At 36.8% G+C, this 1,185-nt stretch carries 1 protein-coding gene; it reads left to right on the top strand.

Annotated features, from left to right (window positions below):
* Positions 1-236: 236 nt before the first annotated feature.
* Positions 237-989 carry a Fic family protein gene (locus tag FHL06_RS13640; protein WP_153387189.1) on the top strand — a complete coding sequence of 251 codons (753 nt, stop codon included), beginning with the start codon at positions 237-239 and terminating at the stop codon, positions 987-989.
* Positions 990-1,185: the final 196 nt, after the last annotated feature.

Below are 1,185 nucleotides of genomic sequence, written 5' to 3'. Positions count from 1 at the left end.
AGCAAAGAAGTCGAAACAATTGATCAATTGCTGGCTGACCCATGGGCAGTCGATATTCAAGACATTTGGGAGCAAGCAGCTCATAATCCAGATCCTGATAAACGCAAGCTGTTTGACGCGTTACACACTTACCTCTTAGATAAGCGCCAAGAGTAAATTATCAACGAAAAGCATTTTGTGATTTAACATGGACAGGTCAAATAATCAGTGACTGAAATAAAAAGGAGGCACAAAATATGGCTAAGACACGAACATATATGGACAAGTATAAATTCACAGCTGCAGAAAACCATCGGTTTGCCCGAGCAAATTTTACCAAGTTAGTGCATACTAATGCTCGCTTTGAAGGCGTTAATACCACTTTGCCACAAACACAAACTATTATGGACGGTATGAGCGTAGCAGGAGTACCTGTTGAAGATGTTTTGACGATTGTTAATTTAAAGCGTGGGTGGCAATATATCACTGCTCAAAATTCCCCTTTAACGTTAACCATGGAAAAACAAATCAACAAGATTGTGGCAGCGGAAGACGCCTTAGTACCGGGAGAATTACGGCAAGGGAAAGGAGGAGTTGATTTAGGTAGTGAAGACTTTTTTGAACCACCTTTAATTAACGAAAAACAAGAACAATCCTTTTTACAAAAAATCTTGGCTGATCCACGAACGACGATTACTGATAAAGCATTGACTGTCATGTATCATAATATGCGCCAACAAATCTTTTGGGACGGGAACAAAAGGACGGCAACTTTAAGTGCTAATAAAATTATGATTGACGGTGGTGCAGGCTTAATCAATGTGCCGTTAGATAAGTGGGATCAATGGAACGAACTAATTGCCAATTATTATCAGACTAATGACATGACTAAAATTAAACAGTGGACATATGATAATGGTATTCAAGGATTACAAATTCGAGCAAACAAAAAATTAAGTGCTAATGAATTAAACCAGATGTACAAGCAACTAAAAAAACGGATAAATTAGAACTTAAACTAGTTGAAGACGAGATTAGTAAAAGAACCCAAAACCATCTCAAAGACTTTGCTAAAAACAATCTAGAAGTTAAGCCAAAAAATAATCCTGAAAATAAAAACGATCGGCCTAGTTATTAGGTTGATCGTTTTTGAGTTTATTTGGTTTATGGGTATTAACGTAATCGGCAAATATTTTTAAAAGCTCT

It is taken from the genome of Companilactobacillus halodurans (genome assembly GCF_009600985.1).
Classification (GTDB): Bacteria; Bacillota; Bacilli; order Lactobacillales; family Lactobacillaceae; genus Companilactobacillus; species Companilactobacillus halodurans.
This window is presented reverse-complemented; position numbering and strand designations above follow the sequence as displayed.